Source organism: Cellvibrio mixtus subsp. mixtus J3-8 (genome assembly GCF_000766945.1).
Taxonomy (GTDB): Bacteria; Pseudomonadota; Gammaproteobacteria; order Pseudomonadales; family Cellvibrionaceae; genus Cellvibrio; species Cellvibrio mixtus_A.
Genome location: NZ_KN266207.1, coordinates 480,824 through 505,236 on the forward strand (window position 1 = coordinate 480,824; position 24,413 = coordinate 505,236).

A 24,413-nucleotide genomic window follows, 5' to 3' on the forward strand; every position below is an offset into this window, starting at 1 on the left:
AATTTTTACTGCAAAAAGTTTCATCAGTGACCGGGATTTTGTGCAATTCAGTTTTTCGCTTTATTAACCAGCTCAATAATTAACAGGCATTTTCATTTCTTATATGACGAGCGTGATATTTCGTTAAGTAATAATAACAAGATGACTGCCAAAACCATGATGGGTAAAACCCTGCCGGGCGCATACGAGGAGTGGACTATTCCCCGGCTTTGCGAGAATGAATTGCGTTTATTGGGATAACCTCAAATGCTCGCGATTACCATTTCCTTCAAATTATTTTCCTGAAAGCACAAAGTCCGCGAAATTTTTTTTGCGTATTTTTTTTGGTGCGTCCTATTATCCTTGTAAAAATTACATTTCAAAAAATAGCGTTATTCAGTGCGTTGACTCAATAAAAATAAATATTTTCATGTCGCTTTGTTTATTTTGCATTTTCGTATGTCTCCGGAGCTTGCTTTCGAGCCATTAGTCGCTGGAACTCGCGTAAAACACGACTGTCATTCTACTGAGCAGGTTAATTTCAAGAGGAATATCACCATGAATAAATTTTCTACTCATGGGAACAGAGGATATCTACCATTGCTTTCCGCAGTTGTTTTTTGCGGTGTTTTAGCTGGTTGTGCCTCCACTCCCAAGGCACCTAATGAAGCATTGCAAGCTGCTGAATCAGCAATTGCCAATGCGGAGCAAGCACGTGTTGCCGATTATGCCTCACCGGAATTAGGTGAAGCACGCGAAAAGCTAACAGCAGCTCGTGTAGCAGTAGTGGAAAAAGAAATGGTGCGTGCAGCGCGGTTAGCGGAGCAAGCACGTGTAGATGCTGAGTTGGCAAGCGCCAAGGCGCAGGCAGCAAAAGCACAGGAAGTGAATGATGAGTTGAATAAAAACATCAACACACTTCAGCAGGAATTGCAACGCAACTCTACTTCAGGAGGCACACTATGAAACCGCTAAATTCGTTTGCAGCGCCAATTTCACTGTTGTTCTCGGCAATGTTAATCGTTGGATGTGCCGGGCCAAAAGTGCCCGATGGTGCAGCCCAAGTGCGTAGCAAGTTGACGCAATTGCAGTCGGATCCACAGCTGGCCACGCGTGCCCCTGTTGCTATTAAAGATGCAGACGCCGCTGTGCGCTTAGCGGAAGAACCACTCGATGACAAAGAACTGAGTAAGCATTTTGTTTACCTGGCTGATCGCAAGGTGGATACTGCTAAAGCATTGGCACAAGCGCGCTACCTGGAAGACCAACGCAAAGGATTAGGTGAAAAGGCTACCGCTGCACAATTGGATGCGCGTACGCAGGAAGCAGAAGCATTGCGTCGTCAGATTGCAGAGCTCAATGCAAAACAAACTGAACGCGGTTTGATTGTGACATTGGGGGACGTACTGTTTGAAACGGGCAAATCCGATTTAAAAAGCAGTGCCAGTGCAAACCTCTCAAAATTGGCCGCATTTCTTAATCAGCAGCCTGAACGCGCGCTAGTTATTGAGGGGCACACCGATAGTGTGGGTAGTGATAGTTATAACCAGGAATTGTCACAACGTCGCGCTGATTCAGTGAAAGCGTTTTTAATTAGCGCGGGTGTATCCCCCACCAGAATCACCGCCGTTGGTAAGGGTGAAGGTTTACCTGTTGCCAGTAATGACACGTCTTCCGGGCGTCAGATGAATAGAAGGGTTGAAATTGTTATTGCAAATTAATCCTGATGTTTAACAAGGTAGTAATCCTAAAAGGATTTTTTGAAAAATGGTTTTAACCTTTAATTGAGCGAAGGAGATTGTCATGACACTAGGTACAATTTTATTAATTGTTTTAATCCTCATTCTGATTGGTGCCATCCCGGCATGGCCGCACAGCCGAAATTGGGGTTACGGTCCAAGTGGCGGTTTAGGCTTGGTGGTGGTCATCTTGTTGATACTGGTCCTACTGGGGTATGTCTGACATAAACTAATTTTTATATTTTATTGTTAAACCATCTATGGGTAATAAGGAGTTTATTATGAAAGCAATTAATTATTCTATCACTGCTATTTTCCTGGCTTTTATATTGGCTGTTACGGGCTGTGCGTCAACTTCCAAAGAAAAAAGTACTGGGGAAATTTTTGACGATGCGGTAATCACTACCAAAGTGAAAGCAGCATTTGTTGAAGATGATGAGCTTAAAGCGACTGAAATCCAGGTGGAAACGTTTAAAGGTGTGGTGCAACTGAGTGGTTTTGTTGCCGATCGTTCACATATTGGCAAAGCGGAGCAAGTTGCACGCGATGTCAGAGGTGTGAAATCAGTAAAAAATGATATTCGTGTGAAGTGATATTGATTTAACACAATACCGTTGTAGGTTGTCATGCAAAGGAGTTAATCCGTAGAAGGAATTCACCCGCAAAGAGTCGTCATAGGATATGGCGACTCTTTGTTTTATTGAAGGTCCAGATAATCTATCTGATGAATATTGAAATGAATGAGCGCTGGCACAAGGCGTGTAGCTTCAGTTGTCTTTTTTGTGAAAACGGCAATGTTTTCAATGGAGGTATTTTCAATGGAATTGTTTTCAGGAAAGTCATTTTCGATAAAGTGATTATCGTTAGGAACAGTATTCCCTAATAATGATTCTACCCGGCGGGCAATGGCTTCCCCCGAATCGATCAATTGAACCGTCTCCGGCAAGTAAACTGATAATTCCTCTTTAAGCAGTGGGAAATGAGTGCAAGCCAGAACCAGAACATCCATCTGTGTTGCTTTTTCATGTTCCATTAATTGCAGTGTTATGTGTGCAATACGTTTATGGTCAATAATTTCGCCGCGTAATTTTTGTTCTGCAATTTGTACCAGCTCACTGCTCCCTAAAGAAATTACATCGCATTGTGGTGCATATTCGCGAATTAATTCATGGGTATAAGGCCGTGCTACTGTTGCCGGTGTTGCTAACAAGCCAATCACACCGGATCGACTCAATTTTGCTGCAGGTTTTATCGCCGGCACAACGCCTACAATGGGTAAATCCAAGTGGCTGCGCAAATAGGGCAAAGCAAGGGTACTAGCAGTGTTGCAGGCGATTACAAGGATATCGACTGGATATCGTTGCAGTAATGAGCGAATGACCAGATCCACCCGCGCAATCAACTCGGCTTCCCCTTTGGTGCCATAAGGAAAAAAGCCATTATCCGAGGCATAAACAAGCGGTAACCCGGGCAATCGTTGCTGGATTTCACGGGCAACACTTAAGCCGCCCACACCTGAATCAAATACCAAAACGCGCGGTTTGTTCGTTTGAGTAGCACTACTCATGGGTTTACTCATGGAAAAGGGGAATCCAATAGCCTGTAAGTCAGCAACTATTGCTAAAATGGCCGCGATTTTAACGGCCCGGCCTGATAATGCCTAGCTGCTTTGTGATTGAGCGGGAGAATGTGCTTGTGAATTCATCTTTTATCGTGCTTGTTGCCGGTCTGGCAGGGTTGGTGGTTGGGGCGCTTATCGTCTATTGGTTGCTTGGGCGTCGCCAGGATCAAGCGATCTTGGCCAAGACCTACCAATTGGAGGCTTCGCACCAACAGTTACAGCATGCCAATGAGCTACGTGAATCCGTATTGCAACATGAGAATGGCCAGCTAAAGCTGAATATTGCTGAGCTTAAAAATCAATTTCACAGCAGCCAGCAACAAGTGCAGGAGTTGCAACATGCATTGGGCGATGCTCGCCAGGAGGCTGCAAGCTTGCGCGAGAAAACCCGTCATTTCGAATTGTTACAACAACAATCCTTGCGTAAAGATGAACAACTCACTGTGTTGGAAAAAAATGCAACCGGTTTACAGACCCGCCTTGAGCAGGAGCGTAAAAATTTTGCCGAGCAGCTTGCGCTGTTGCAAAATGCCAAAGCGGATTTGGCGAAAGAATTTGAAAATCTCGCCAATAGGATTTTTGAAAATAAACAACAACAATTTAGCGCGAATAGTAAAACCCTGCTGGATGGCACATTGGACCCATTAAAGCTCCAGCTCAATGAATTCAGAAAAAAAGTGGAAGACGTTTACGAAAAAGAAAATGCAGAACGTAACCGCCTGGCAGGGCAAGTACAGGAGCTGCAAAAACAAGCACAAAAAATTGGTGAAGATGCGGTGAATCTTGCCCAGGCATTAAAAGGAAACACCAAAGCCCAGGGCAATTGGGGTGAGGTGGTGCTGGAACGCTTACTGGAGGAATCCGGGTTACAAAAAGGCCGTGAGTACGATACCCAGGTGAACTTTACCCGTTTTGATGGCAGCCGCTTAATGCCGGACGTTATTATCCATTTGCCTGAAAACAAAGACATTGTGATTGATGCCAAATGTTCTCTGGTGGATTACGAAAAATATTGCAGTAGCGACGATGAGGTCGAGCGCAAACAATATCTGGCCGCACATATTCAGTCGCTGCGCAATCATATCAAAAGTTTGAGCATTAAAGATTATGAAAGAATCGAAGGTATCAAGGCGCTCGATTTTGTATTTATTTTTATCCCTATTGAAGCTGCGTTCATGCTGGCATTACAGCATGAACCTGCGTTGTATCGCGAAGCCTATGATCGCCATATCGTACTGGTAAGCCCGACCACCTTGTTGGCGACGTTGCGCACCGTGGAAAATATCTGGCGTTATGAAAAGCAGAATAAAAATGCCGAGCGCATCGCCAAAGAAGCAGGGGCTTTGCATGATCAATTTGTATTGCTGCTGGATTCATTGGACGCGATTGGCAATTCCCTTAATAAAACCCAGGAAGCTTATACCAAGGCACGTGAACGATTACATTCCGGCCGTGGTAATTTGGTGAAGCGTGTGGATGATATTCGCCGATTAGGTGCAAAAACAAAAAAATCCATTGCCAGTCATTTGTTGGACGATGCAGGTGTTGAATCCGAAGAGTTATTACCGGATGAGAGCCCTGAAGATCCTAATCCGTGAAAACCTTAACGCCTCATGTTATCAAACCCGGACAATGCAGTAATGAGTAACGATTTTTTTTGCCGCGCTATGCAATACAGTGATCTTGCTTGCGTAATACGTATTCAAGCAGAGGCGTATGTTGATGAGATTCTGGAAACTGACGATGTAATCATTGAACGTTTTAATGCAGTGCCGGATACCTCCTGGGTTGTAGAGGGTAAACAAGGCGTGTGCGGTTATTTGGTAGGTTATTTATCTCATCATGGTTATGTAACGCCGTGGGGTGAAACTTTTTCGCATAAGTTAAATGCTGACCATTTGTATCTGCATGATTTGGCAATCAGCACAACCGCTGCGGGTTTTGGCCTCGGTCCCAGGTTGGTGAAATATGCGTTAGAGCAAGCACAACGGCGCGCGTTACGCGGTGCAACTCTGGTCTCGGTACAGGATTCAAAAGGGTTTTGGCAAAAATTGGGGTTCAGGGAATTTCTGATGTTGACGCCAGCCCAACAGCAGCATTTGGCTACCTATGCCGGGCCGGCGTTTTATATGACACAAGATTTTGTGTGAAATAACAATTATTTTTTCTGCAATATCACGCCGCACTCGGCGTGATGTGTATAGGGAAATTGATCAAAAAGCGCAAATGCCTTGATGGTGTGAGTTTCGGTTATTGTTCGCAAATTTTCACGTAGTGTTGCCGGGTTGCAGGAGATATAAATAATATTGTCGAAGCGTTGGGTAATGCTGGTTGTATGAGGGTCAAGGCCAGCGCGCGGGGGATCTACAAAAATCGTTGAAAAGTGATAATCCGCCAGGTTGACATGGCGTAAACGATTAAATTCGCGTACACCATCCATTGCTTGCGAAAATTCTTCGCTCGACATACGTGCGATCTGGATGTTTTCAATATTGTTTTTTGCAATATTGAATTGGGCTGATTCCACAGACGTTTTTGCCACTTCGGTCGCTAACACTTTGGAAAAATTTTGCGATAGCGGCAGCGTGAAGTTGCCATTGCCGCAATAAAGTTCCAATAAATCCCCACCATTATTTTTACTGTTGTTAACTGCCCAGCTCAACATGGACTCACACACACCGGCATTGGGTTGGGTAAAACTCGCTTCTACCTGCTGATACAAATAATCGCGCCCCAACACGTGCATGCGTTCAATGACGTGATCGCGTTCTACCAGCAAGCGTTGTTTACGACTGCGGCCAATAATATCGACATCAAGTTTTTGTTTGATTGACTTTGCTTTTGCAAGCCATTCGTCGGTTAATGGTTTGTGATAAATCAATGTGATTAATGCTTCACCGCGTTGAGTGGTCAGGAAATCCACCTGATAAAGTTTGTGGCGAAGCAATTCGCTCGCGTTAATCTCCGCAAGCAGATTAGGCATTAATTGATTCATCAAGGCAGAGCCAACTGGGAATTCGTGGATAGCGTAGGGCCGCTTGGCTTCATCGAACATGACGTAATTGGTAACGTCTTGCTGATGCCATACGCGAAATTCGGCACGCATGCGATAGTGCTTTTCCGCAGAGGGATATACCTGGATTTCAGGCAGGGAAAATTCGGCAAAATCTTTCTGGATACGGGAAAGTTTGTCGTGGAGTTGTTGTTGGTAGCTTGCAGCGGAAAAATCATTAACGGTCATAGCGGGCTCATCAGATAGCAAGTCGGGCTACGCATCAGCATAGCCCGTTTGCGCCCATTATAACTTCTTCGACTCGCATTTGCCCCATTCACAGGTCAATACTTCCATGGCTGCATCCCCGCAAAAATAAGCATAGGCTTCCCGCGGCCATTGGTTTGCAATGGTGAGGGTGTAGGGGGCAGCGCAGGCTGATTCATGGGCTTTTACCAATTGAAAATAGGTGGCGCCAGGAGTGACTTCGGAAATACCTCCGGCAAGGGTTGGTATATCGCCGGGCGATTGATTCAATGGAAGGTGTTTTAATAGTTCCGCTTCCGTGGCCGCTATGGCTGGATTTTGCGTTAGCTTGATCGTTTGGTTATTTATTTTATTTAACCGGAATTCACAGGTTTTGACTTTGTTCGCGGGCGTACGTTGCGCAAGGGATAGCTCATCAATTGCGCGTTTTCTTGATTCCAATGCAAGTTTAATTGCGGCAGGTGCAAGTGTTTTTCCCTGGTAATCAAAAGTACTGGCCGCTTGTTGCTGGCTGTAGTATTGATCTGCTGCCAATATAAGTTGGTTATTGGTGTTGAGCCAATCCTGTTGTTTGCTGATGGCGTCAACTTCTATCTCGCCACCCAGTGCAGCACAACTCGAAAACAGATGCGAGTAATAAACGGTTTCGCTTAACACCTGGGTTGCTGCTTTTTCCAGGCTATTTTTATCGGCTACTGGTGTTTGTGTTGCGCATCCCTGAATTAATAGGGCACTGCCTAATAATAAAATTACCTTGGTTTTCATTTATTTTTTTCCGATTGAAAATTGTTAATGGCCTGTGCCGGCTAAATGGGTAGTTTGATAATAAAATTGCTACCTTTACCGGGGGCGGTTTTTACATCAATCGTTCCTTGGTGGCGTTCAGTAATAATGAAATAAGAAACGGAGAGTCCCAAGCCTGTTCCCGAGCCCACATCCTTAGTAGTAAAAAAAGGTTCAAAGATGTGCTGCCGAATAGTATCGTTCATACCTGGCCCATTGTCCTGTACTTCGATCACAAGTTGATTGTCCTGCGCATAAGTGCGAACCCATATGCTGGGATTTTCAGTATTATGGCCTTGTAATGCCTGTTTTGCATTGCGCAATAAATTGAGTAACACCTGTTGCAATTCAGGTGCAGACGCGCTGATAGCAGGCAAGGACTCGCTGAACTCCGTGATGACTTGCAGCCCCATTTTTTCTGAATTTTTAAGTTGAATACTGCGGCTAAGGGCGATGGTTTGCTCTATTAAATGTTTTACATCTATCAGGCTGGTTTTGCGTTGTGAATTGTGTGAGAACTCCAGCATATTGCGCACTATCGTTGCTGAACGCTCACCCGCTTCGCGAATTGAATCGAGCATGGCTGGAATCTCGCGCGCTTTTAGATAACGATCAATATTTTCAACATCAATTCCCAATTCATTGGCACGTTCGCGATTGGTTCCAAAATGGCTATCAGTGCGGCGCACTATATTCTGTACATTTTGCAAAATAACACTGAGAGGGTTATTAATTTCATGTGCGATGCCTGCGGCGACTTCACCCAGCGAATACATTTTTTCATTCTGGATCATTAAATTTTCAATCGTGACTTTCATGGTGACATCATCAACGCGAATTACAGCTCCTTGTTCGCTGCTGGAGATGAGCGGATAAATCGTGATTTCAAAGTAGCGTTTTTTTTCATCTTCCTGATGTTGTGTGTGCTGAATGGAGTAAGGCTCACCCCCACGAATTGAACCGCGAATGACATTAATCGTCACCGGAAATAACGGAAGGAGCTCGGTGATGTTGCGGCCCAATGCTTCATTGGAAAAAATTTCGAAAGTATTTTCGGCGGCGGCGTTCCAGTGAGTAACTTCTCCATCCAGTGTTACACCGATAATAATTGAGGGCATGGAGTTAATCATGCTTTGTAAATAGAGCTTGGTTTCGCGTAATTGACGACCGGTTTGTTCATGCCGGGCGACTTCATCAATTAATAAATCATTGATGCGATGCAAACTTTTGGTGCGGTCCTGAATTTTTTCTTCGAGTGCTTTTTGTGATTCCTTGAGGGCTTTGCGTGCTCGTTTGTTGCTCAAACGGCTGCGCTGCAAGCCGATAATTAATACGGTTTGCAGGATCAGCAAAAAAATTACCAGCATTCCCATCCATGAGCCCGGCTCGTTAGGTGGCAGGGTGGTAGCCAGGGTTTCGGTGACAGTGTTTGGGGCCATACCAGATTCAGTGAGACGATTTTTTGTTGGATTAATAATGTAGTCGCTATAACGCAATATATCGATTGATTGACGGTACCGCTAAATTTTTAGTTGATTGCTCGCATTTTTGTTGGCTTTTTGTCCGATATTGCTGAAGGTTTAGGCAATTTCGAAAAAGTTTAAATTTCTCGCTAAAAAATGTTTGACACATCAGCCAGATTCGTTAGAATGCGCACCTCTCAACGAGGGGCGGTTAGCTCAGTTGGTAGAGCAATGCCCTTACAAGGCATGGGTCACAAGTTCGAGTCTTGTACCGCCCACCAATTATTTTTGGTTATTCGTTGTAGAGAGTCATTCGCGGACCGGTAGTTCAGTCGGTTAGAATGCCGGCCTGTCACGCCGGAGGTCGCGGGTTCGAGCCCCGTCCGGTCCGCCACTATTCAAAAGCCCGCACTTGTGCGGGCTTTTTTATTTGCATATATTTTTTGGTTGGCTTTTGGGGCATTAGCTAATAAAAAACGATATACATAAAATTGTCATCTGCGATTGGTAATTTAGGAATCAGGGAGTAAAGTTCCGGAACGACAGGTCAATTAGATTGTCTGTCGAGAAGAGGTTTATTTCCTCTCTATTAACTTAAAGGAGTAATGCTATGCAAGACTATGTTGAAGACCTGCTGGATGATCTGTACGACGATAGCGATGATGACGCCGTTGATGATTATTCTGATATCTAACCCGGGCTTATGCAGCAATTTGCTGCAGGCTCGTGGTGCTTTCCCTCTGATTAACCTTCATTTTTCATAACTCCCCTGTAAATTTTTTCAAAAATTGATAACCATAGGTTTTGATATCTGTATGGTTTGATTATCTTTTCGTCGAATGGACCGCAAATTTGCGCGAAAGTCATCATTGCTGGTAGTTGTTCACGTTTTCATCTTAAGTGCTTTTTTATACTGACAGTATTCTTCCGCTTGGCTTGAGATGATTACTTATGCCCAACCCTACCGCAGAACTACATGAAGCGGTTTTCCTGTTTCAGGATGCACAGATTTCCCGCGAGTTACTCTACCCCGAATTTGAGGCCGTTCTGGATGGTTTCATCCCTTTTCCCGATTTCGCCAGTGCCACTGCCAGGGCGGTATATGTGCAGATTGACCAGTCGCTGCGCGTCACTGGTGCTGTGTTTTTTCTGATTTCCTTTGATGCTGCCGGTATGGTGGATCGCCGCTGGAATGTGCCTTTGCGCCAGTTAATAGATGCTACTGGGACTGGTCCTGATATGGGGGCCGGAGCGATTAAGCTGGCTTGTTACAGTCAATGTCCTATTGCCTGGCATCAGAAAAATCTGTGGGATCCGATTATGGAGAGTGGTGGCAGTAGTTTTGTTGCCCTGCGCAAAGCCGCCAAAAGTAATCGCCTGGGATTGGTAGTAAAGCAGCCTGCAAACGTTGAAAAAGCCAAAGCTGGCAAGCAACCAGCAAAACCGGTAGTGGATCACGCGCGTGAACAGGCGGTGCTTGAGAAAAAGCTCCATGACCATTACACCCAGGAGTTGCGTGACAAGATGGCGCTGTTAATCAAGGAGCAGCGTTTGCGTATTGCTACTTTGATGAACCAGCATCAGGCCAAAGTCCACGGGATGCAGCATGAACACCAGCAGCGGGTATTGGCCTATCAGCAAAAATGCCAGGAATATGAGCAAATAAATCGCGATTTGGAAGAGCGTAACCGCACTTTCAAGGAGGGGTTGGATGCGCAAGCGAATAAGATAGAAGGTATGCGCGAATATTTCGCACATAAATTGAAAGCGGCGCAATCGGGCGAGTCCAATCAAATCCAGATGCTGCAGGAGAATTTTGCGCTGGAAATGGATGCTAAAATTCGAGCGGCCACTGCTGAGCTGCGCGAAATGCTGGATATGCGTGAGGTGGAATTATTTTATCGACACCAAAATGAAACTGCCCTTAAAGAAGAAATTGTTAATTTAAAGCGCGAACAACAGCAAATGTTGAAAAACAGTGGTGATCAATTGCTTGCGCGCCTGACCAAAGCCGGCGTTAATCTGGTGACCTTCATGCCAGGGTTGGGTGAGGCGGCAGTTCCGCTGGATGATATTGGAGTTTATCTGGAAGATCCCCAGGGCTATGCGGCGAATAAGGCTGGTGTCAGTGAAGCCATTTATTTGGCCTGGTTGGAACATCATCAATCGCCATGTTGCAATGCGGTTGATCCTAAAGGACATGCTTGCGGGCGCAGTATATCGTTGATTGAGACCCCTTTTGAATTTCACCCTGGTGAAAGCGATCGTTGTAGCCAGCATCAGTCTATGGTTTATTCTCGTGTCGCTGAACGCCGCTAAAGACAGGTTGGTGATCTGATGTAAAGTTGTCCGCAAATATGCAGTAATGAGACAGGCTTTGTAAGTAGTGGTAATTGATTCTGATAGTGATTTTTATAGGCTTGCATGTGCAGTCCCACTGCATATTGGGACCACTGCGGAGCTGGCGAACCGTGGTATAGAGTTGCTGGTGCGTCGCGATGATCTGATTGATGACGGGTTATCGGGTAACAAGGCCTACAAATTGTTTTATAACCTGCGTGCAGCCCGCGAGGCAGGGCATACCCGATTGCTGAGTTTCGGTGGTGCTTATTCCAACCATTTGTACGCGCTGGCAATGGCGGGTGCACGTTACAGTTTTTCTACCGTTGGTATTGTCCGTGGGGCGCGTCCGACGCTGTTGAGTCCCACCCTGATTGATGCAGAACAGGCCGGGATGCAACTGGTATTTATTGGTCGCGATGAGTATCGCCAAAAAACACTGACCCATTTGCTGGGCGATTGGCGTCGCCAATTTGGCGATTTCTATCTAATTCCCGAGGGTGGTGCGGGTTTGCTCGGTGCGCGCGGTATGAGCCTGGCCACGCAAGCCTTAGAGGCTCAACTTAAGGGTGGCTATACTGGGGTATGCGTCGCTTGCGGTACTGGAACCAGCCTCGCAGGTTTAGCTGCCGGTTTGGTTGCTGCCGGCCGTAGCGATAAACCGGCACTTGGTTTCTCGGTGCTTAAAGGTGATGGTGATTTAGGTACGGGCATTGCAAAGACTTATACGGATTTATGTGCCAGCAGGGGATTAGGCGAGGCTGAGAGTGTGAAATCTGCTGCTAATTGGCGTCTGATTTCTGGGTTCCATGCCGGTGGTTATGGCAAAAAGCACCCGGCTTACTTGTTTGATTTCTGGCGATCATTTGAGCGTGAGACCGGAATTCCGTTGGACCCGGTATATACCTTGAAAATGATCTGGGGAATTCACTGTTTGGCACAACAAGGATATTGGTCTCGCGGTTCACGTATTGTTGCTATTCACAGCGGTGGTTTGCAGGGGCGAAGAGGTTTTGTTTGCCCTTGATCAGGCTCATGGATGAATAGCTGGAAAATAAAAGTTGTTGGTGTGTTGGTATTGCTTATCTCGCCTTTACCAAACCCCGGAATCGGCTCTCTCCTTGAAGGAAGTGGTTATGCAAGCTCAAAAAAGTGTTCAAATCGCACCGGTTGAATTTGATTTGAATTTGACACGCACTCTCGTTCCTTTGAAGGATATGAGTGAAAGCCATTTATTAGCGCTGCTTGACGATGCTTTGATTGAAGTCGTTTGCGCAGGACAAACCGTATTCAATGCCGGCTCATATGATGCCCGGCATGTCTATCTGCTGCATGGTGATGTTGCATTGGTTGATGGTGCGGGTAATCGCACCCGTATTAAGGGTCGTAGCTCACTCTTTCCCATTGCTCATCAACAGCCGCGCCAGGTGACTGCTATCGCTGAAACAGATTGCAGTGTGTTGCGCATCGATAGTGAGCGCCTGGATAAAATGCTCACCTGGAGCCAGGTAGCTGATTATTTACAATTGATTATTTCCCGCGAACGGGATCTGGATGAAGACGTCGATTGGATGATGACGGTATTGAAATCCAACCTGTTTTTCAAAGTGCCGCCGTTGAATGTCGAGCAAATTTTTTCGCGCTTAACACCGCAAGTCGTTTATGCCGGCGATGTCATTATTCGTCAAGGTGAGATGGGGGAGCAGTGTTATTTCATTAAAGAAGGTGAGGCGGATGTAACCAGTCACTCTGACAATAAACGGCAACATTTGGCAACAATTGGCGTAGGCCGCTGTTTCGGTGAGGATGCATTGGTAAATGAAACTGTGCGCAATGCGACGGTAATGATGCGCACCGATGGTGTGCTCATGCGTCTGGAGAAGCAGGATTTTTATCGTTTGCTGAAAGAGCCAAGCGTTTCCACATTGCACTTTAATGAGCTGGAAGCAAAGATCGCGAAAGGTGTGGTTACGGTCGATGTGCGCAGCGAAGACGAATACAGTGAGGTCCACCTTCCCAAAGCGGTGAATATTCCATTGAATATTCTGGCGATCAAATCCCGTTTATTAAATAAAGATAACCTGTATATTTTCTATTGTGATACCGGTCGTCGCAGTCGGGCTGCCGCCTATTTATTGGCGGAACATGGTTATAAAACCCTGGCGCTGGAAAATTGCGCCAGCCTGTTCGGTAACGCGGGTAAGGAATTGATGGTGGATCGGCGAAATTATGTTTTGCGTGACGGTGCCGCATTGCCGGGGCGCACCGGGTGATCCAGCCAATCATCGGCAACAATAAATGTACGTGCGGATTCCATCCAGATTTCACGTCGATTTTTGCTATTTATCGGAAGCAATTTTTTCTTCATGGCCGCGATTAATAACGGCCTTTTTGTTTCTGTAATTTCCCGCAATAATTTTTCTGCTAATTGTTCTGTTGTCAGTAATTCATCTTCACCAGTTCGCTGCGCAGGAGACAGCCAGTGTTGGCGTTCAAGAACCAGCCAGCGTTGATCAGCCGAGTTTAAGGCGCCTTGCAAAAACTCACCCAAATGCCACCAAGTGCCGCGACCATGTTGTGCATTGCTAAAGGCGGGTTGATGCTGAAGGTGTGAAGGTGAAAACAAATAGCCCTGCATACACAGCCCTGTCTGCCAGGTCTTAACCTGGGGATAGTGCTGGTTTAATTGTAGTTTTGCTTCGTCGGTTTGATGCAACGGCAATTGATGCTGGCGTAGATGATTCAGTTTTAAATCCAGGCGATCCTTACCTTCAGGCCCTACCCAAAATTTCCAGTCGTGCGCGGCCAATGGGTTGGCAGCATTGGATAAATAAAATTTCACCGCTGTTTCTATATGCCAATATTCATCGCCTTTACGACACAAAAAATCAAATGCCCCCAATGTAATGCCATTGCGATCTATTTGCAGGTTATGGTGCAAAAGCTCCCAATCAGGATGATGGGAAAAATAAAAATGCCACAATGCTTCGTAATAAATTCCAAGGCGTGTGCTTTTGATTTGGCTGAGATGATCCAGTAATTTTTGCGGATCCTGATCCAGTGCGTGCAACCACGGCCACCATGAATGGTTGTCAAAGGGCAGGATGGTGATTGATGTACCAGGTAGCTCATTCATCATTGGCGCGCTAAAACAGCACCAGGCCAAATCGCGAACTGCTTGATGCTGCAGTTGATGCAGGGCAATCTTGTCATCATGAGGGGGGATTGGTTGCATAAAGTTAAATCCTTGCAAGCTTCGCTGGCTATAATAGCCTGAAACAAAGGGTGGTCAGGCAAATGACCGCAACCAAAAAATGCAACCGCAGACGCAGTGGATGATTTATGACTCATTTTTCAACGATTGGCCTGATTGGCCATCTCAATAACGAGCGCGCGGTTTACTCCATTAAACTCCTCATTCGTTTCTTGCAGCAACGCGGCAAGAACTTTGTACTGGAGGCTGAAACTGCCGCGCTCATTCGCGATGCGAGCATGGTGAAAGCCGCCCGGCGTATTATGGATATGGACAGCATAGGGCAGGTGTGCGATCTGGTGATTGTCGTCGGTGGCGATGGCAGCTTGCTGCGTGCGGCACGTGCACTGGCGAAATACCATGTGCCATTGTTGGGGGTTAACCGCGGTCGCTTGGGTTTTTTAACCGACATTACCCCGGAAGATATTGAACTCAAAGTCGATGAGGTACTGTCCGGAAACTACAAAGCGGAATTGCGTTTCCTGCTGGATATGGAAGTGAAACGTAACGGCGCTATTATTGCTACCGCCGATGCATTTAATGATGTTGTGCTTCACCCTGGCCAATTCATCCACATGCTGCAATTTGAAATTTGTGTCGACGGCGTATTCGTTACCAGCCAACGCTCTGACGGGGTGATTGTGTCTACACCCACAGGTTCTACCGCTTACTCATTAAGTGGTGGCGGGCCGTTGTTACACCCGACGCTGGATGCCATCGTCGTGGTGCCTATGAACCCGCACACCCTCAGCAGTCGCCCGATTGTGGTTGCGGGAGATAGCGAAATCACCATTCTCGTCGGCGAGCATAACCGTGCTGAACCTATGGTTACCTGCGATGGTCATTCCCATGTGGATGTGCAAACCGGTGACGAAATCCGTATCCGTAAAAAGCCGCAGTTGTTGCAATTGTTGCATCCACAGGATTACAACTTTTATGAGCGCTGCCGCTCCAAATTGGGGTGGGGTGGTCACCTGTTAAAGGAATGATATGACCGAAATTTCACCCTTTAAATCGATCCTCCAGCCGCAACCCGGCGAGGCTTACGGCTACGATTTAATTGGTGACGTTCACGGTTGCGCCCAAACCCTGGAGCGCTTGCTGCAGCAAATGGGCTACAAAAAGCAGCGCGGTACCTATCGCCACCCCCGGCGTCAGGTTATTTTCCTGGGGGATGTGGTAGATCGCGGCCCCCGTATTCGCGAAGCCCTGCATTTGGCGCGCGATATGGTGGAAGCGCGCAGCGCGCTGATGGTTCTGGGCAACCATGAATTCAATGCGATTACCTACACAACACCCGCTGGCCCCGGTTCCTGCGAATATCTGCGGCCCCATACGCCTGGCAACGCGCGCCAGATCGCTGAAACCCTCGAACAATTTAGTAACAACTTGCAAGAGTGGCTGGCATTCGTGCGGTGGTTTGTTGAATTGCCGCTTTTTCTTGAGATTGAACATCCGCTCACCCGCCAGGTTTTTCGCGCGGTCCACGCCTGTTGGGATCATGCCTTGATCGACCAGCATCGCCGCCGTTATGGCGATGGGCATATCGATTGGCCCTTCGTCATCAACTCGGCACAAAAAGGCAGTCTCGAAGCCATTACCAAACAGCGCTTGACCGGTGGTGTAGATTTGCCATTGCCGGAAGGCGAAATCATGGTCTCGGCCGATGGCTACCAGCGGCGTGCATTTCGCACCAAATTCTGGGGGCATACCGCTGAAACTTACGGTCAACTGCTATTCCAGCCTGATCCCATTCCTGATCACATCGCCAGGTCGCCGATCAGCGCTGAACATCGCGCGCAAATGGTGTATTACGACAGCTCCCAGCCGCCGTTGTTTATCGGCCATTATTGGTTGAAAGGCACTCCCAGCCCTTTGGCCCACAACCTGGCTTGCCTGGATTATAGTGCGGTTAAATTCGGGCGATTGGTGGCTTATCGCATGGACGGTGAGGCACAATTGCAACCGGATAAATTTGTATGGGTCTATGTAGATCCTTAACTAATCATGGTCACGTTATTTTGAACTGGATAGCCGTTAAATATTTTTCCCTGGATCAGGATTTGCGCGAGTTGAGCAATTATTTGCGCGCGCGCGGTTTGCAACACCGTATTACTGAAGAACAGGGCCAACAGTGTCTCTGGGTATTGGATGAAGCGGTAATTCCCGCATTACAGGAATTCCTTGCGCAGTATTCCCAAGGCGCTGTTAATCTGGAGATTGCACCTGCAGCAGGCGTGGTTAGTTATTCGCCACCCTCGTTGCTCCAGCAGGCAATTCAAGTTCCCATCGTGTTATGCCTGATTGCATTGAGTGTATTCGGGTATTTTCTGGTAGATGGTTATTTCGGCCAGGCATTATTTAATGAATTCAAATTTACACCATTGAAATTTGCCCTGAGCAGTGGGGAAATCTGGCGATTATTAACGCCGGCATTTTTGCATTTCACTATTTTCCATGTGTTATTCAATTGCCTTTGGTTGTGGGACTTGGGAAGACGCATGGAATATTTCCAGGGAAAATTACACTTCCTGATCTTTTTTGTAATCACCTCGGTTGCAGCGAACCTCGCTGAATTTGCGTGGAGTGGCACTATCAATTTTGGTGGCATGTCAGGATTTATTTACGCACTGGTCGGGTTTATTGCCGTGCGTCAACAATTTGATCATCACCCGTTAATGCAAGTCCCGCGTGCATTAATCGGTTTTATGTTGTTTTGGCTGGTGCTCTGTATGAGCGGTGCCGTGGATTATTTTATTGACGGCTCGGTAGCGAATGCTGCGCATTTGGGGGGATTAATTGCCGGTGCTGTTTATGCGCTCGCCACCAAACATTTTTATCGCCATTAAGTTTTATTGATTTAGGTAGCACTATGGATTTACAACAATTGCTTTCCAGCCTCACGCCGGAAATTTACCAGAATTTAAAACGCGCTGTAGAGCTGGGTAAATGGCCGGATGGCAATCGTTTATCGGCGGAGCAACGCCAGTTATGTATGCAAGCTGTTATCGCCTACGAACATAAGAATTTACCGCCTGACCAACACACAGGTTATATCCCGCCTGAGCCTCACACTTATTGCGGCGATGATGATCACGACCACGATCATGCGCATACCGACAAACCCATCAAGTGGGTCGAGTAATTATTTTTCCTTTTAGTGAATCAGGATTTCGCCATGACAGCCGTAGAACAAAATTTGCCTGCCAAAGATAGCGCACCAAAAACAATTTACCTCAAGGATTATCGCGTACCGGATTATTTAATCAAAACGACAGATTTGCGTTTTGACATTTATGATAGAAATGAAAAGGATGAAAAAAGCGAGGGGCGCGATGGTGAAACAATTGTCAGTGCAATGTTGCAGTTTTATCGCAACCCTGCAGCAACTGATGCAGTCACGCAATTAACCTTGCACGGTGCTGATTTGGAATTGGTTTCTATTGCGCTAAATGGAAAAGTGCTGGGCGAAGGCGATTATCAATTTGGTGAAGAGTCCATCACCATTTTTAATACGCCGGAAGAATTTACCCTGATTACTATCACTAAAATAAAACCTGAACAAAATACGTCCCTGGAAGGTTTGTATCGCTCGCGCACTATGTATTGCACCCAGTGTGAAGCCGAAGGCTTTCGCAAAATCACTTATTATCTGGACCGCCCGGATGTGATGAGTGAATTTACCACCACTGTGGTTGCTGATAAAAAATACCCGGTTTTGTTATCGAACGGAAACCTTATTGACCAGGGCGAATTAGATGGTAATCGCCATTACGCAACCTGGCATGATCCGTTTAAAAAACCCGCATACCTGTTTGCGTTGGTTGCTGGTGATCTTGCGCATATTGAAGATAAATTCACCACCCGCTCTGGTCGTGATGTCGCCCTGAAAATTTTTGTAGAGCCCAAAGATCTTGATAAATGTGACCACGCGATGGAATCGCTGAAAAATTCCATGCGTTGGGATGAAGAAGTTTACGGCCGCGAATACGATTTGAATATTTTTATGATTGTCGCTGTGGATGATTTCAACATGGGCGCTATGGAAAATAAGGGCCTGAATATTTTCAACACCTCCTGCGTGCTCGCTAAACCGGAAACTACCACCGACGCGGGGTTCCAGCGTGTTGAGGGTGTTGTTGCCCACGAATATTTCCACAACTGGAGTGGCAACCGTGTTACCTGCCGCGATTGGTTCCAGTTAAGTTTAAAAGAAGGTTTTACGGTATACCGCGATTCTGAATTTTCAGCGGATATGGGCTCACGCACCGTAAAACGCGTTGAGGATGTTACCCTGCTGCGCACTGCGCAATTTGCGGAAGATGCAGGTCCTATGGCGCATCCCATTCGCCCGGAATCCTATATCGAAATTTCCAATTTCTACACCATGACTATTTATGAAAAAGGTGCAGAAATTATTCGCATGCTTGCGACCTTGCTTGGCAAGGAAAATTTCCGTAAAGGTACTGATTTATATTTTGATCGCCACGATGGGCAGGCAGTGACCACCGAGGATTTTGTAAAAGCATTGGAAGATGCATCGGGGCGCGACCTTACGCAATTCAAGCGTTGGTATTCGCAAGCCGGCACACCGCGTTTACACATTACCGATTCCTATGATGAAGACGCGCAGGAATATTCCCTGACCATTAAACAAACTTGCCCTCCGACACCGGAGTGTGAAAATAAGTTGCCATTCCATATTCCTGTAGCCGTGGGGTTAATCGGCAGTGCAGGGGATTTGCCACTAGTGTTGCAAAATGCGGAGCCGGATTTTGAAACCAGCGACAACACTTATAAAGTCCTGGAACTAACTGAAACCGAACAAACGTTTGTGTTTGGTCGCGTACAGGAAAAGCCGGTGCCAAGTTTATTGCGCGGTTTTTCTGCGCCGGTGAAATGGGATTACGATTATACGCGCGACGATTTAATCCTGTTGATGAGCCGTGATAGCGATGGTTTTAATCGCTGGGAAGCAAGCCAGCAATTAGGTTTGCAAGCGATCGAGCAGGCGATGGAAGCTTACCAGCAAGGCAACTCGCTCAGTAATTGGCAAGTTGATGCTGAGTTGGTTGAGGCTTATCGCAGTGTGTTGCAAAACGAAAGCCTCGATAAAGCTATGGTCGCTTATATGCTTAGCCTGCCATCAGAAGCATATTTAAGTGAGTTGGCTGATATTGTTGACGTGGAAGCAATTCACTATGGGCGTGTTGCTGTGCGTAGGGCATTGGCTAATGCATTGCGCAATGAATTTGAAACTCTTTATCGCGCGTACAATCATCAACAAGCGTATGCTGCAACAGCCGATGGAATTGCAGCACGCAGTTTGAAAAATGTGGCTTTGGGTTATTTAACGCTATTAAATGATGAGACCCTGATCAAACGTTGTGAGCAGCAATATCGCACTGCAAATAACATGACGGATGTGATGGCCGCTTTAACTCAATTAGTGAATAGCGATGCGCCGCTTGCGCAACAATATGCCGCATCTGCCCTTGAAGATTTTTATCAGCGCTGGCAGGGAGAATCATTGGTTGTTAACCAATGGCTCAGTGTACAAGCCATGTGTGTATTACCGCGCACCCTGGAGAAAGTAAAGGCGTTGCAATCCCATGCGGCATTTGATGGCAAGAATCCTAATAAGATTCGTGCGCTGATTGCCGCTTTTTGCAATAACAATCCAATTAATTTCCATGCGGATGACGGTGCAGGTTATCAATTCCTTGCGGATCAAATTATTCACCTCAATACTCAAAATCCGCAAATTGCTTCCCGCTTGCTAACACCGTTAACTAAATGGAAAAAATACGGTCCGCAGCGCCAGGCGCTAATGAAAAAACAATTGGAGAGAATCCTGGCTGAACCGGATTTATCCAAAGATGTATTTGAAGTGGTAAGTAAAAGTTTGGTCTAACGTTAAAACAATTACCTTAACCCCACTAAAACCCGGCGCTATCGCCGGGTTTTTTATTTTGGCAATTATTTGCCATGCCCTATCCATTTTTATTGATAAAGCAATCATGGGTTTGGCCATTCATGTGTTTGTTCTGTGGCATGAAAGTTGATAGTTGTAATACAGGATGAATGAAAATGAATAATCACTCTTGGTTGTGCACTCTTTTACTGCTTGATTCCTGTTGTGGTTTTTTAGATGCACTGATTTTGTGCGCTATTTTGCTGGTCAATTTTTTTTGACCAGGATGGAGGTTTAGCAATGGTGCGTTTTTTGGGGCAAGCAGTTGCCTCGGTGAAATTGTGGGTATTGCTAACCGCGATTTTTTGCAGTTTGTTATTGGTCACTATTGCAATTTTACTGCAAGTCATTAGTTATTGGCTGGTGATGCCATTAGCGCTGGTTGTCATTTTAGTATTAGGCATTATTGGTGGTATCAGCAGGGATATTGAGGGAATAAAACTTTATTTAGCCGCAGTCGATAAAGACACGGTAGTTGATTGGAACCGTTTGGTGTATGGGCCATTGCATTGTTTGCATAATACATTCACCGATGTATTCAAAGCGCGGCAACGGCGTAATGCTGAATATAGGGATGCTGTTAAAGAAATGGGGCATTCTTCATTTGAATTGGCAGCCAATGCGAAAGAGGTTTCCAAAAGTGCAGCTTATCAATCCAACGCAACACAATCCAGCGCGGCGGCGATCACGGAAATAAGTCACAGCATTGATGATATTAGTAGTCGTATCGTAGCGGCACGCGATGCTGCGACAAGATCCTGCGATTTAAGCAAACAAGGTGGAAGTGCATTAAATGAAGCTGGCAAGGAAGTAAATACGGTGGCGAGTCTTGCGCGCGAAACTGAAGAGCGGGTGAGTCAATTGGAAAATTTAATGCGGAATGTTACTGCAATGTCGCAAGTCATTAGCGACATCGCGGGGCAAACCAACTTGCTTGCATTGAATGCTGCTATTGAAGCTGCGCGCGCCGGCGAACATGGGCGAGGTTTTGCAGTGGTAGCCGATGAAGTTCGTGCCCTTTCTGCACGCAGCCAGGGCTCCGCCAGTGAAATTGCAACGAATATTGCACGTGTGCAGGAGAGCATGCAGCAAGTGTTGCTCAGTATGACAAAGGTAGTGGAAAAGACGGAAAAATCCATGCAGGGTGTTGCTATTGCCGATGAATCATTAACAGCAATTTTAACTACAACGGATGATGTTTTTGGATTGATCGACGAAATTGCCGTGGCCGCAGGGCAGCAAAGTATTGCGGCAAGGGAAATTTCAAAACACATAGAAACAGTTGCAGACCTGGCGAACCAAAATAGCTTTCGCGCCGGGCAAGCGGCAGAAATTGCCGAACACCTGCACAGATTGACCTACAGCACGGAGTAACACTATGGAAACTCCAATGTCTTTAATGATAATTTTGCTCGCTTTTCCGGTAGGTTTTTTATTATTCCTGATGTTCTCGTTGCGCCATAAAAAACGTCAGGCCACAAGGTTGTTTGCGCGCGGAATTGAATACATTAAATTGCTGCGCAGCCTCCTGACATATGTACAGCAACATCGGGGATTAACTACCGGCTTTATCAACGGCAATTTTTCCGCCAAGCCGGATATTGAGGCCTTGGGAGCGCGTATCAAACATGTTATTGCCGACGTAGAAACTACTGGCGAATGGATGGCAGAAAATGTTAAATGGTCGAGCCTTATCGATCATTGGGCCCGCCTGGGAATGGGGTATTTACAAGGTGATGCGGACAAAAATTTTAAGCAGCATAATATTCTCATCGCAAATTTATTGTATCTAATTGATGATGTTGCTGATGCTCATCATTTATCCAAACTCACCGGGGATGCAATGGATACCGATTGGCGATATTTATTGTCCATCGCCGAATATATTGGACAAGCCCGGGCATTGGGGACCGGCGTTGCAGCAAAAGGTGAATGTTCCAGTGTGTTGCGTATTCAATTAAATCATCTGCGCAATAAAATCGCCTCCAGTGTGGATGCATCCTGGCCGGAAAAATCACGTGTTGAAATTCATTATTTATTGCGTTGTATTGAGTCGCAATTAATTGTGGATAAGCCTAGCATTGATGCAAGCGAATATTTCAAATTGGCCACTCGTTGTATCGAACATGTACTTGAACAATTTGATCGGCAAATTGATCGTTTACAGTACTACCGGAATTAATACTTAGCGCAAAAAATGCCGGCGTTTGCCGGCATTTTTATTCATAACATCAGTAAGGATAGAGCGGTTTTAGTAACTCATCTTCATTGCTTTGCTGTTGCTTGTCACGGCGAAGGTTGGCAAGGATTTGCAGGAGCTTATCAAGGTCAGGAATGGCATTTTGGTTGCCAAAAATGGCTTCGTCCAATTTTTGCAATTCATCGCTGAGTTCGATATTTTTTGCGCGCTCTGCCACTGCCTGTAAACCATTTATTGCCGGTGCGTGCCAATAAACTCTGGCCCACTCAATTATCCCCTTGCGTAACCCTGTGAGGGATTTTTCGGCAAGCTGGCGCTTTACGTTCGCCCAGGCATTGGTTTCTGTTTCTTGTTGTGAATGGATCTTGTCATTGCGTGAGAGGCCGCTTGATTCTTTTGTGCGCGATTGCTGCAAGAATTTAAAAGCAAAAAATGCTGCAATTAATAGGGAAATAACGTTTGTGACATATAGCCATACAGGTATTTTTTCCACTACCTGGATTTGCGCGGGGTTATTTGCCGGATCAATGTTTACGGTAGTGCCTGTTGGTTCTTCACTGATATTTTCGTCAATGTTTGCAGCGGCTGCCGAGTGAGGTGTTTGCGTGCTGGCTGCACCGCCACCAACTTTCAACGTAACTGCATTTAAATAGGCTGTTTCCATCATCTGGCTATGCGTGTTCCACCAACGTACCTCTGTTTGGGGCAGGGTAAATGTCCCTTCTTTTGTTGGAACTATTGCAATCGTTTCGGTGCGCGTGCCTACAACACCATTTGGCGATTTCTGGTCATCCGTTTGCGGTTGGTCTTTATAGAAAGTAATGCCATCGACATTGCTCACTTCCAGCGGGCTGATTTGCCCGGCAGTTAGGCCATCCGCTTTTAGCGTAATAGTGCGAGTAATAGGTTCACCGACTTTCAGCGAATTAATATCGGTGCTCCAGTGTTCACTTAATTCCAGGCTTTTAGCGGGCATCCAGCTACTACCGGCGGCGGTTGCAGGGGCAGGGAGTACATTGATGCGTTGCTCATCCGTGCGCAAACGCAAAAGATTATTTTGATTATTGCCATAAAACCTATCCCAAATGTCTCGTGAGCCGCTGCTTACTGACACTTGATAGAGCATGCTGGGAATAACCAGCTCACCACTCTGTTGCGGAAAAATTGCATAGCGGGTTTCCACTACAGCGCCGGGGCGATTATTGATTTTGGTCTGGTACTGTTTTTCATCAAGTTGCACTACCAATGCATCTTTTACTTGCAGCGGTTGTAAATCAATACCGGATAAACCCACAGTCGTGTACAACCGCAAAGTAACAATAATTTGCTGTTGAACGTAGGCTGCATCAGTGCTGGTTTCTATTTCTACACTGACATTATTGTCGCTATCTTTTGGTTTGCGGCTTTTGCCTTCGACGGTGATTTCAATGGCATCACTTACTGCCCCATCAATATTGAATGATGGAATTAATAATTTTCCGATACGTTTTGGCGCTAATGCAATTTTCCATTCGGTAGAGGCTTCCATGCTGCCGTTGATGATGCTCATCTGCGTCCCGCTTTGGGTGTTCAGAATGTCAAAATCTTTTTGCAGCAATTCGTAGTCGGGTGTGGTGTTGATTTGCTCGTCATACCGCAATACCAGCGTAAAGGTTTCCTCAAGCCCCAGCGTATCTCGATCAACGCTGGCAGTCAGGTTGCCGGCGAACGCATTAAGGCCTGTCACCACCAGCAGGAAACCAATGCAGCGGCTTAACCACAATTTAAGTGTTGAATCTGTCAGCTTCATAATTTTCACCGAA

The 24,413-nt window shown here is 46.2% G+C and carries 22 protein-coding genes and 2 tRNA genes; 18 read left to right on the forward strand and 6 right to left on the reverse strand.

The window, feature by feature from the left end:
• Positions 1-537 precede the first annotated feature (537 nt).
• From A596_RS07045 to A596_RS07060, 4 genes are all read left to right on the forward strand, one after another.
• Positions 538-945, forward strand: a complete 408-nt coding sequence (locus A596_RS07045; protein ID WP_052417317.1) for a DUF4398 domain-containing protein — start codon at positions 538-540, stop codon at positions 943-945.
• Entirely contained in the window at positions 942-1,700 is a 759-nt protein-coding gene (locus A596_RS07050) for an OmpA family protein (protein WP_039913424.1), read from the forward strand. The genes A596_RS07045 and A596_RS07050 overlap by 4 nt, the downstream gene beginning before the upstream one ends.
• Before the next feature lie 82 nt (positions 1,701-1,782).
• Positions 1,783-1,941 carry a DUF3309 family protein gene (locus A596_RS22640; RefSeq protein ID WP_039913425.1) on the forward strand — a complete coding sequence of 53 codons (159 nt, stop codon included), beginning with the start codon at positions 1,783-1,785 and terminating at the stop codon, positions 1,939-1,941.
• Positions 1,942-1,999: 58 nt separating this feature from the next.
• Positions 2,000-2,311 (forward strand): BON domain-containing protein, encoded by a 312-nt coding sequence (locus tag A596_RS07060; RefSeq protein ID WP_039913426.1) that lies wholly within the window; start codon positions 2,000-2,002, stop codon positions 2,309-2,311.
• A 104-nt stretch (positions 2,312-2,415) separates the two neighbouring features.
• Here A596_RS07060 and murI read toward each other — a convergent pair whose 3' ends face one another.
• A complete protein-coding gene (gene murI / locus A596_RS07065; RefSeq protein ID WP_084128119.1) occupies positions 2,416-3,285 on the reverse strand; it encodes a glutamate racemase in 870 nt (289 codons plus the stop codon).
• A gap of 128 nt (positions 3,286-3,413) precedes the next feature.
• Here murI and A596_RS07070 point away from each other — a divergent pair, with 128 nt between their 5' ends.
• Together A596_RS07070 and A596_RS07075 are read left to right on the forward strand one after the other, a co-directional pair.
• Positions 3,414-4,937: a DNA recombination protein RmuC gene (locus A596_RS07070; RefSeq protein ID WP_039913428.1), complete on the forward strand. Its 1,524-nt coding sequence runs from the start codon at positions 3,414-3,416 to the stop codon at positions 4,935-4,937.
• 42 nt (positions 4,938-4,979) lie between these two features.
• Positions 4,980-5,489, forward strand: coding sequence for a GNAT family N-acetyltransferase (locus tag A596_RS07075; RefSeq protein WP_235425635.1), 510 nt, complete (start codon positions 4,980-4,982; stop codon positions 5,487-5,489).
• Positions 5,490-5,497: 8 nt separating this feature from the next.
• On the opposite strand, the gene trmA is transcribed toward A596_RS07075, so the two are convergent.
• The 3 genes from trmA to A596_RS07090 are packed head-to-tail and all read right to left on the reverse strand — an operon-like array spanning position 5,498 to position 8,820.
• Positions 5,498-6,580 carry a tRNA (uridine(54)-C5)-methyltransferase TrmA gene (gene trmA / locus A596_RS07080; protein ID WP_039913429.1) on the reverse strand — a complete coding sequence of 361 codons (1,083 nt, stop codon included), beginning with the start codon at positions 6,578-6,580 and terminating at the stop codon, positions 5,498-5,500.
• Positions 6,581-6,637: 57 nt separating this feature from the next.
• Positions 6,638-7,363 carry a hypothetical protein gene (locus A596_RS07085; protein WP_039913430.1) on the reverse strand — a complete coding sequence of 242 codons (726 nt, stop codon included), beginning with the start codon at positions 7,361-7,363 and terminating at the stop codon, positions 6,638-6,640.
• A gap of 41 nt (positions 7,364-7,404) precedes the next feature.
• On the reverse strand, positions 7,405-8,820 hold the full coding sequence (locus A596_RS07090; RefSeq protein ID WP_052417319.1) for a two-component system sensor histidine kinase NtrB: 1,416 nt from the start codon (positions 8,818-8,820) through the stop codon (positions 7,405-7,407).
• 229 nt (positions 8,821-9,049) lie between these two features.
• Here A596_RS07090 and A596_RS07095 point away from each other — a divergent pair.
• From A596_RS07095 to A596_RS07115, 5 genes are all read left to right on the forward strand, one after another.
• Positions 9,050-9,125 (forward strand) — tRNA-Val (locus tag A596_RS07095).
• A 36-nt stretch (positions 9,126-9,161) separates the two neighbouring features.
• Positions 9,162-9,238, forward strand: a tRNA-Asp gene (locus A596_RS07100).
• Between the two features lie 557 nt (positions 9,239-9,795).
• Positions 9,796-11,163 carry a hypothetical protein gene (locus A596_RS07105; protein ID WP_039913431.1) on the forward strand — a complete coding sequence of 456 codons (1,368 nt, stop codon included), beginning with the start codon at positions 9,796-9,798 and terminating at the stop codon, positions 11,161-11,163.
• Between the two features lie 67 nt (positions 11,164-11,230).
• Entirely contained in the window at positions 11,231-12,211 is a 981-nt protein-coding gene (locus tag A596_RS07110) for a 1-aminocyclopropane-1-carboxylate deaminase/D-cysteine desulfhydrase (RefSeq protein WP_052417320.1), read from the forward strand.
• A 109-nt stretch (positions 12,212-12,320) separates the two neighbouring features.
• Entirely contained in the window at positions 12,321-13,457 is a 1,137-nt protein-coding gene (locus A596_RS07115; RefSeq protein ID WP_039913432.1) for a cyclic nucleotide-binding domain-containing protein, read from the forward strand.
• On the opposite strand, the gene A596_RS07120 is transcribed toward A596_RS07115, so the two are convergent.
• Positions 13,412-14,419 carry a DUF1853 family protein gene (locus tag A596_RS07120; protein WP_039913433.1) on the reverse strand — a complete coding sequence of 336 codons (1,008 nt, stop codon included), beginning with the start codon at positions 14,417-14,419 and terminating at the stop codon, positions 13,412-13,414. The genes A596_RS07115 and A596_RS07120 overlap by 46 nt on opposite strands.
• Before the next feature lie 107 nt (positions 14,420-14,526).
• On the opposite strand from A596_RS07120, the gene A596_RS07125 reads away from it, so the two are divergent.
• The 7 genes from A596_RS07125 (at position 14,527) to A596_RS07155 (ending at position 22,593) form a co-directional block, all read left to right on the forward strand.
• The gene (locus A596_RS07125) at positions 14,527-15,426 is read left to right on the forward strand and encodes an NAD(+) kinase (protein ID WP_039913434.1); all 900 of its coding nucleotides are present in this window, start codon (positions 14,527-14,529) and stop codon (positions 15,424-15,426) included.
• A 1-nt stretch (position 15,427) separates the two neighbouring features.
• Positions 15,428-16,438, forward strand: coding sequence for a metallophosphoesterase (locus tag A596_RS07130; RefSeq protein ID WP_052417321.1), 1,011 nt, complete (start codon positions 15,428-15,430; stop codon positions 16,436-16,438).
• Complete coding sequence (locus tag A596_RS07135; RefSeq protein WP_235425636.1) at positions 16,417-17,286, forward strand: rhomboid family intramembrane serine protease; 870 nt, start codon at positions 16,417-16,419, stop codon at positions 17,284-17,286. The genes A596_RS07130 and A596_RS07135 overlap by 22 nt, the downstream gene beginning before the upstream one ends.
• Before the next feature lie 23 nt (positions 17,287-17,309).
• Positions 17,310-17,582, forward strand: a complete 273-nt coding sequence (locus A596_RS07140) for a YeaC family protein (protein WP_039913436.1) — start codon at positions 17,310-17,312, stop codon at positions 17,580-17,582.
• A 33-nt stretch (positions 17,583-17,615) separates the two neighbouring features.
• Positions 17,616-20,351 (forward strand): aminopeptidase N, encoded by a 2,736-nt coding sequence (gene pepN / locus A596_RS07145; RefSeq protein WP_052417322.1) that lies wholly within the window; start codon positions 17,616-17,618, stop codon positions 20,349-20,351.
• A 300-nt stretch (positions 20,352-20,651) separates the two neighbouring features.
• Positions 20,652-21,785, forward strand: coding sequence for a methyl-accepting chemotaxis protein (locus tag A596_RS07150; protein WP_039913437.1), 1,134 nt, complete (start codon positions 20,652-20,654; stop codon positions 21,783-21,785).
• Between the two features lie 16 nt (positions 21,786-21,801).
• The gene (locus A596_RS07155; RefSeq protein ID WP_235425637.1) at positions 21,802-22,593 is read left to right on the forward strand and encodes a nitrate- and nitrite sensing domain-containing protein; all 792 of its coding nucleotides are present in this window, start codon (positions 21,802-21,804) and stop codon (positions 22,591-22,593) included.
• Positions 22,594-22,642: 49 nt separating this feature from the next.
• On the opposite strand, the gene A596_RS22010 is transcribed toward A596_RS07155, so the two are convergent.
• Complete coding sequence (locus A596_RS22010; protein ID WP_152600122.1) at positions 22,643-24,400, reverse strand: BatD family protein; 1,758 nt, start codon at positions 24,398-24,400, stop codon at positions 22,643-22,645.
• Positions 24,401-24,413: the final 13 nt, after the last annotated feature.

Coding starts and splice junctions, on each gene's coding strand:
- A596_RS07045 (WP_052417317.1), top strand. CDS start 538: ATGAATAAATTTTCTACTCATGGGAACAGAGGATATCTACCATTGCTT.
- A596_RS07050 (WP_039913424.1), top strand. CDS start 942: ATGAAACCGCTAAATTCGTTTGCAGCGCCAATTTCACTGTTGTTCTCG.
- A596_RS22640 (WP_039913425.1), top strand. CDS start 1,783: ATGACACTAGGTACAATTTTATTAATTGTTTTAATCCTCATTCTGATT.
- A596_RS07060 (WP_039913426.1), top strand. CDS start 2,000: ATGAAAGCAATTAATTATTCTATCACTGCTATTTTCCTGGCTTTTATA.
- murI (WP_084128119.1), bottom strand. CDS start 3,285: ATGAGTAGTGCTACTCAAACGAACAAACCGCGCGTTTTGGTATTTGAT.
- A596_RS07075 (WP_235425635.1), top strand. CDS start 4,980: ATGAGTAACGATTTTTTTTGCCGCGCTATGCAATACAGTGATCTTGCT.
- trmA (WP_039913429.1), bottom strand. CDS start 6,580: ATGACCGTTAATGATTTTTCCGCTGCAAGCTACCAACAACAACTCCAC.
- A596_RS07085 (WP_039913430.1), bottom strand. CDS start 7,363: ATGAAAACCAAGGTAATTTTATTATTAGGCAGTGCCCTATTAATTCAG.
- A596_RS07090 (WP_052417319.1), bottom strand. CDS start 8,820: ATGGCCCCAAACACTGTCACCGAAACCCTGGCTACCACCCTGCCACCT.
- A596_RS07105 (WP_039913431.1), top strand. CDS start 9,796: ATGCCCAACCCTACCGCAGAACTACATGAAGCGGTTTTCCTGTTTCAG.
- A596_RS07115 (WP_039913432.1), top strand. CDS start 12,321: ATGCAAGCTCAAAAAAGTGTTCAAATCGCACCGGTTGAATTTGATTTG.
- A596_RS07120 (WP_039913433.1), bottom strand. CDS start 14,419: ATGCAACCAATCCCCCCTCATGATGACAAGATTGCCCTGCATCAACTG.
- A596_RS07125 (WP_039913434.1), top strand. CDS start 14,527: ATGACTCATTTTTCAACGATTGGCCTGATTGGCCATCTCAATAACGAG.
- A596_RS07130 (WP_052417321.1), top strand. CDS start 15,428: ATGACCGAAATTTCACCCTTTAAATCGATCCTCCAGCCGCAACCCGGC.
- A596_RS07135 (WP_235425636.1), top strand. CDS start 16,417: ATGGGTCTATGTAGATCCTTAACTAATCATGGTCACGTTATTTTGAAC.
- A596_RS07140 (WP_039913436.1), top strand. CDS start 17,310: ATGGATTTACAACAATTGCTTTCCAGCCTCACGCCGGAAATTTACCAG.
- pepN (WP_052417322.1), top strand. CDS start 17,616: ATGACAGCCGTAGAACAAAATTTGCCTGCCAAAGATAGCGCACCAAAA.
- A596_RS07150 (WP_039913437.1), top strand. CDS start 20,652: ATGGTGCGTTTTTTGGGGCAAGCAGTTGCCTCGGTGAAATTGTGGGTA.
- A596_RS07155 (WP_235425637.1), top strand. CDS start 21,802: ATGTCTTTAATGATAATTTTGCTCGCTTTTCCGGTAGGTTTTTTATTA.
- A596_RS22010 (WP_152600122.1), bottom strand. CDS start 24,400: ATGAAGCTGACAGATTCAACACTTAAATTGTGGTTAAGCCGCTGCATT.